Origin of the sequence: Actinomadura soli, from assembly GCF_005889715.1 — a bacterium.
Taxonomy (GTDB): domain Bacteria; phylum Actinomycetota; class Actinomycetes; order Streptosporangiales; family Streptosporangiaceae; genus Spirillospora; species Spirillospora soli.
The window spans coordinates 1-5815 of the sequence record NZ_VCKW01000375.1; the positions used below are offsets into that span (position 1 = coordinate 1).

General features: G+C 74.9%; 6 protein-coding genes and 1 pseudogene. 4 read left to right on the top strand and 3 right to left on the bottom strand.

Features of this window, described 5'->3' with window-relative positions; genetic code table 11:
* Window positions 1-79: 79 nt before the first annotated feature.
* Window positions 80-811, bottom strand: a complete 732-nt coding sequence (locus ETD83_RS38465; RefSeq protein ID WP_138650117.1) for a spermidine synthase family protein — start codon at window positions 809-811, stop codon at window positions 80-82.
* Between the two features lie 106 nt (window positions 812-917).
* Between ETD83_RS38465 and ETD83_RS38470 the strand changes: the two genes are divergently transcribed.
* Both ETD83_RS38470 and ETD83_RS38475 read left to right on the top strand, forming a co-directional pair.
* On the top strand, window positions 918-1454 hold the full coding sequence (locus ETD83_RS38470) for a GNAT family N-acetyltransferase (RefSeq protein WP_138650118.1): 537 nt from the start codon (window positions 918-920) through the stop codon (window positions 1452-1454).
* A gap of 88 nt (window positions 1455-1542) precedes the next feature.
* Entirely contained in the window at window positions 1543-2505 is a 963-nt protein-coding gene (locus tag ETD83_RS38475) for a S1C family serine protease (protein ID WP_138650119.1), read from the top strand.
* Between the two features lie 51 nt (window positions 2506-2556).
* Here ETD83_RS38475 and ETD83_RS38480 read toward each other — a convergent pair whose 3' ends face one another.
* Entirely contained in the window at window positions 2557-3522 is a 966-nt protein-coding gene (locus ETD83_RS38480; RefSeq protein WP_230421478.1) for a GlxA family transcriptional regulator, read from the bottom strand.
* Between the two features lie 108 nt (window positions 3523-3630).
* On the opposite strand from ETD83_RS38480, the gene ETD83_RS38485 reads away from it, so the two are divergent.
* Window positions 3631-4536, top strand: coding sequence for an NAD(P)H-dependent oxidoreductase (locus ETD83_RS38485; RefSeq protein ID WP_138650121.1), 906 nt, complete (start codon window positions 3631-3633; stop codon window positions 4534-4536).
* Here ETD83_RS38485 and ETD83_RS38490 read toward each other — a convergent pair.
* Window positions 4452-5465 (bottom strand): Rv2578c family radical SAM protein, encoded by a 1014-nt coding sequence (locus tag ETD83_RS38490; RefSeq protein WP_205718123.1) that lies wholly within the window; start codon window positions 5463-5465, stop codon window positions 4452-4454. The genes ETD83_RS38485 and ETD83_RS38490 overlap by 85 nt on opposite strands.
* Window positions 5466-5628: 163 nt before the next feature.
* On the opposite strand from ETD83_RS38490, the pseudogene ETD83_RS38495 reads away from it, so the two are divergent.
* A pseudogene (locus ETD83_RS38495) lies at window positions 5629-5815 on the top strand (hypothetical protein); the annotation flags it as partial.

Consider the following 5815-nt stretch of genomic DNA (forward strand, 5'->3'; position numbering starts at 1 on the left):
ACACACCGTTGTACGTTGGCACCGCAGGTGGCCCTGTGCTCTTTTTTTTTTTCAAGCAGAAGACGGCATACGAGTTGTCTTAGGGTCTCGTGGGCTCGGAGATGTGTATAAGAGACAGGAGGGGTTCGCGGGCCAGGTAGATGACGTCGGGTTCGCCGCGGGGCACCGGTACCGGCCGTGCCTGCACGTGCGCGAACCGGTCGCGCAGGAGGGCCTCGAAGGCGGGGGCGGTGTTCGCGCTCCATACCGCGAGCGTTCCGCGGGGGGTGAGGTGCGCGGCGAGCAGGTCCAGGCCGGTGGGGTTGTAGAGGCGGGCGTTGCCGGGGGTGACGGTCCAGTCGGGGCCGTTGTCGATATCCAGGCACAGGGCGTCGAACCGTCCGTCCGCGCCGGGCGGTGGGGCGGCGAGGACGTCGAGCAGGTCGGCGTTCTGGACGGTGACGCGGGGGTCGTCCAGCGCGTCCCGCGACCAGGGCCGCAGGACGGTGCGGTGCCAGGCGATCACGGCGGGCTCGCGTTCGACGACGGTGACGTGCGCGACGTCCGGCAGGGTGAGGGCCTCGGCGAGGGAGAACCCGACGCCGAGCCCGCCGATCAGCAGCCGCGCCGGGCCGCCGGCGCCCGCGCGGCCGTCGAGTGCGGCGCGGATGAGGAGCCGTTCGGACTCGCCGTTGCGGGTGTCCATGAGGAACACGCCGTTGCTGATGATCTCGTAGTGGGCGCCGGCGCGGCGCAGCACCAGCTCGCCGCCGGTGCCGTCCGCGCGTTCGACCACGACCGGCTCGGCGGCCGTCCCCGGAGCGGCTTCCATGCCCCGCACCCTATGGTGTCGCGCGGCGCGTCCGGGCGCGGGCGGTGACCCGGGGAATCGCGGAACCAGGTGGTGGCGCGGGCGCGCCGGCTTTACCGTGAGGCCGATGGACGATCATGTGCGGCTGCGGCCGGTGGCCGAGGGGGACCTGCCGTTCGTCGAGCGGCTGCGGACCGACCCCGACCTGTCCGGGCCGTTCCTGTGGGACGGGTGGCGCGACCTGCGGCGGTTCCGCCGCCGGTGGGAGGAGGACGGCTGGCTCGGCGACGACACCGCCACGCTCATGGTCGACGGCGCGCCGGGCGGCGGCGGGCCGCTCGGGGTGGTCTCGTACCGGAAGCTGTTCACCGCCGGGCCGGTGTGGTGCTGGAGCATCGGGATCTCGCTGATGCCCGAGGTGCGCGGGCGGGGCGCGGGCACCCGGGCGCAACGGCTGCTGGTGGAGTACCTGTTCGCCAACACCCTCGCGCACCGGGTCCAGGCCGAGACCGACGTGGACAACGTCGCCGAGCAGCGCGCGCTGGAGAAGGCGGGCTTCACCCGCGAAGGCGTCATCCGCGGCTACGCCTTCATCGGCGGCCGGTACCGCGACGAGGTCCTGTACAGCATCCTGCGCGAGGAGGCGTCCCCGGGCGCGCCCTAGCACGGCCGCCCTGGCGCGGCCGGTGCGTGGGAACACCTCTTCCCCGGCCGTCGTTACCGTGTAACGATGTAATCATCCGGGAGGTGCGATGGTCTCCGACCCCCACGACGACGCGCCGCTGGACGCCTACTCGCGCGTCGTGTCCGCCGTCGCCCGCGAGCTGACCCCGCGCGTGGCGGCGCTGCGCGTCCGGCACCGGCGCGGTGAGGGCGCCGGGTCCGCGGTCGCGTTCACCGGCGACGGGTTCCTGCTCACCAACGCCCACGTCGTCGGCGCCGCGACCGGCGGGCAGGCCGCGTTCGCCGACGGCTCGACCGCCCCGTTCACCGTCGTCGGCACCGATCCGCTGTCGGACCTGGCCGTCGTCCGCGCCGACGGTCCCGTCCCCGACCCGGTGACGCTCGGCGACAGCGACGGGCTGGTCGTCGGTCAGCTCGTCGTCGCGGTCGGCAACCCGCTCGGCCTGTCCGGATCGGTGACCGCCGGGGTGGTGTCGGCGCTGGGCCGGTCGCTGCCGACCTCGCAGCCGACCCGCACCGGCACCGTGGTCCGCGTCATCGAGGACGTCATCCAGACCGACGCCGCCCTGAACCCCGGCAATTCCGGCGGTGCGCTCGCCGACTCCCGCGGCCGGGTCGTCGGCGTCAACACCGCCGTCGCCGGGTTCGGGCTCGGCCTGGCGGTGCCGATCAACGCCACCACGCGCCGGATCATCGGCGCGCTCATCCGCGACGGCCGGGTCCGCCGCGCGTTCCTCGGGCTGGTCGCCGCGCCCGTCCCCGTCCCGGCGGTGCTGCGCCCCCGGATCGGGCAGGACGAGGCGCTGCGCGTCGTGGAGGTCGTGCCCGGCAGCCCCGCCGACCGGGCCGGGCTGCGCCGCGGCGACCTGGTCCTCACCGCCGGCGGCAGTCCCGTGGCCACCGCGCAGTCGCTGCAGCGGCTGATGTTCGCCGAGGCGATCGGGCGGCCGCTGTCCATCACGGTGCTGCGCAACGGCGCCATGGTCGACGTCATCGCCGCCCCCGTCGAACTCGACGCCGAACACGCCTGACCCGCCGTCCGCCCCGCGCCCGGCGGTTCGTCCGGCGGCTCGCGCGCGGTGTCAGCGGCCGCGGAACGTGGCGCGGTAGGCGGTGGGCGCCACCCCGACCACCGCCTGCAGGTGCTGCCGCAGCGACGCCGCCGTCCCGAACCCGGCGCGCTCGGCGACCCGGTCGACCGGCAGGTCGGTCTCCTCCAGCAGCCGCCGCGCCCGCTCCACCCGCTGCGCGGTCAGCCACACCTGCGGGGACACGCCGGTCTCCTGCCGGAACCGGCGGGTGAACGTCCGCACGCTCATCGACGCCCGCGCCGCCATCCGTGCCAGGGTCACCGGCGCGTCCAGGTTCCGCAGCGCCCACGCCCGCGCCGGTTCCGTGGAGGTCTGCCGCGGCGCGGGCACCGGGCGCGCGATGAACTGGGCCTGGCCGCCGTCGCGGTGCGGCGGCACGACCGTGCGGCGCGCCACGTCCCCCGCCACCGCGGCGCCGTGGTCGCGGCGGATCAGGTGCAGGCACAGGTCGATGCCCGCCGCCTCCCCGGCGGAGGTCAGCACGTTGCCCTCGTCGGCGTACAGGACGGCCGCGTCCACCCGCACCCCGGGGAACATCGCGGCGAGCCGGTCGCACGACATCCAGTGCGTCGTGGCGCGACGGCCCTCCAGCAGCCCTGCCGCCGCGAGCACGAACGCGCCCGTGCAGATCGACGCGACCCGCGCGCCCCGTCGCGCCGCCGCGGCCAGCGCCGCCGGGACCGGGCCCTCGCCGGGTCGGGTCTCGTCCAGCGTGTGGGACGCCGGGACGATCACCGTGTCCGCGGCGGCGACCGCGTCCAGCCCGCGGGCGACCGTCACCGCGAAGTCGGCGTCGGTCGCGACCTCGCCCGGCTCGACCGCGCACGACACCACCTCGTACAGCGGCGCGCCGCCGGGCGAGCGGGCCTGCCCGAACAGCTGGTGGACCAGGCCGAGCTCCAGCGGCAGGACGCCCTCGCGCACCAGCACCGCCACCCGGTGCCCCGTCACGATCATGGCCTGATCCTTGCACATATCGGCCCACCGGCCGCTCGTGGCGGGCCCGCCCGCCCGGCAGCATCGAACACGCCACCCGGCATCGCACCGCACCGGAAGGAGACCGCCATGAACGTGCTGTGGGTCTTCGCGCACCCCGAGGGGCGCTCCCTCAACGGCGTCCTGCGCGACCGCGGCGCCGCCACCCTCGCGCGCCTGGGCCATCGCGTCCGCCACTCCGACCTGTACGCGATGGGCTGGAACCCGGTCGTCGGGCCCGCCGACTTCGGTCACGACCCCGCCGACCGGCTGGTCGTCGGCGCCGCGTCCGAGCGCGCCCACGCCGCCGGCTCCTTGGCGCCCGACATCCGCGCCGAACAGGACAAGATCGCCTGGGCGGACGCGCTGGTCGTGCAGTTCCCCATGTGGTGGTTCGGGATGCCCGCCATCCTCAAGGGCTGGTTCGATCGCGTCTTCGTCCAGGGGTTCGCGTTCGGCGTCACCGACGGCCGCGGCCGCACCCTGCGCTACGGCGCCGGGGGCCTTGCCGGGCGCCGCGCCCTGGTCGTCACCACCGCGGGCGCCCGGCCCACCGGCCTCGGCCCCCGCGGCGTCCACGGCGACGCCGAGGACGTCCTGTTCCCCCTGCTGCACGGCACCCTGTTCTACACCGGCATGGACGTCCTGCCTCCGCTGGTCATCGCCGCCGCCGACCGGGCCGGACTTGCCGACACCGCGGCCGCCGCCGCGGCGCTCGACGAGCGGCTGCACGCCCTGCCCACCGCCGCGCCCATCCCGTACCGGACCGAATCGGGCGGCGACTATGACGACGACCTCGTCCTGCGCCCCGACCTGTCACCCGACAACACGGGCCTCACCGTCCACCGCACCATCCCGGCCCACCAGCCGGACGACCGCCCGGCCCGCCCCGGACCGGCGCGGGCGGCGGATCAGAGGAGGGACAGCTGCCCGGGCGGCTCGGGCGGCGGTGGCGGGGGAGCGGCGCGGTGCGCCGCGCGGTCGCCGATGCCGTAGCGGGCGGCCAGGTCGCGGACCTGGCGGGATATGTCGTCCTGGTACTCGCGCGGCGCGTAGGCGCCCGACCCGTAGAGGCGCGCGTAGGGGACGATCAGCTCCGGGTGGTGCGCGCGCAGCCACGCCATGAACCATTCGCGGGCGCCGGGACGCAGGTGCAGCGTGATCGCCGACACCCAGGTCGCGCCCGCCCCGGCGATCCGCCGGACGGCCGCGTCCAGTTGCGCGGGCGAGTCGGACAGGTACGGGATGACCGGGCCCATCAGGACGCCGCACCCGATGCCCGCCTCGTTCAGCGCCGTGCACACCGCCAGGCGGCGGCGCGGCGGCGGGGTGCCCGGCTCGGCCAGCCGCCACAGGTCCGGGTCCACCGACCCGATCGACACCGCCGCGCTCACCGCCGCGCGCTCGGCCGCCTCCCGCAGGATCGGCAGGTCACGCAGGATCAGCGCCCCCTTGGTCAGGACGGAGAACGGGTTGGCCGCGTCCCGGAGCGCCGCCAGGATCCCCGGCATCAGCCGGTAGCGGCCCTCGGCGCGCTGGTAGCAGTCGACGTTGGCGCCCAGCGCGATGTGCTCGCCCCGCCACCGCGGCGACGCCAGCTCCGCCCGGACGCGTTCGGCCGCGTTCACCTTCACCACGATCCGCGAGTCGAAGTCGGCCCCCGCGTCCATGTCCAGATACTCGTGAGATTTGCGGGCGAAGCAGTAGACGCACGCATTGCTGCAACCTCGGTAGGGGTTGATCGTCCAGCGGAACGGCATGCGGGACGCCTCGGGGACCTTGTTCACGACCGTCCTGGCGCGGACCTCGTAGAAGGTCATGCTGCGGAACTCCGGGGTGTCGAATGTGCGCGCCACCGCCCGCCGCTCGATCAGCGGCGGCTCCGGGCCCGGGTCGCCGTCCAGCCGCAAGTGGTCCCAGCGCACACCCGCCCCCTTCGAACGTCTGAGCGATCAACCGTCCGGCCAGTATGGAACGTGTGTTCGAAGATCGCAACGTGGGATCGGGGCGAAACGGGACGGGTGGGCATCACACGCGCATCCGCGTTCCGTACGCAGCATGGCAACGGGTAGGTGACAATGGGCCGCTATGGCATCGCGATTGAGGATCCGGATCACGACGGCCCTCGCGGCGGGAACGGCGGCGGGCGCGTCCAGCCAGGTCGCGGTGGAGGTGGACGCCTACAGCGGGTCCGCCGACCCGGATCGGACGGGCCTCGCCCTGCTGCGCGACGCGATCGCGCGGGGCCGCCGCGTCCATCTGTCGTACTACGTTC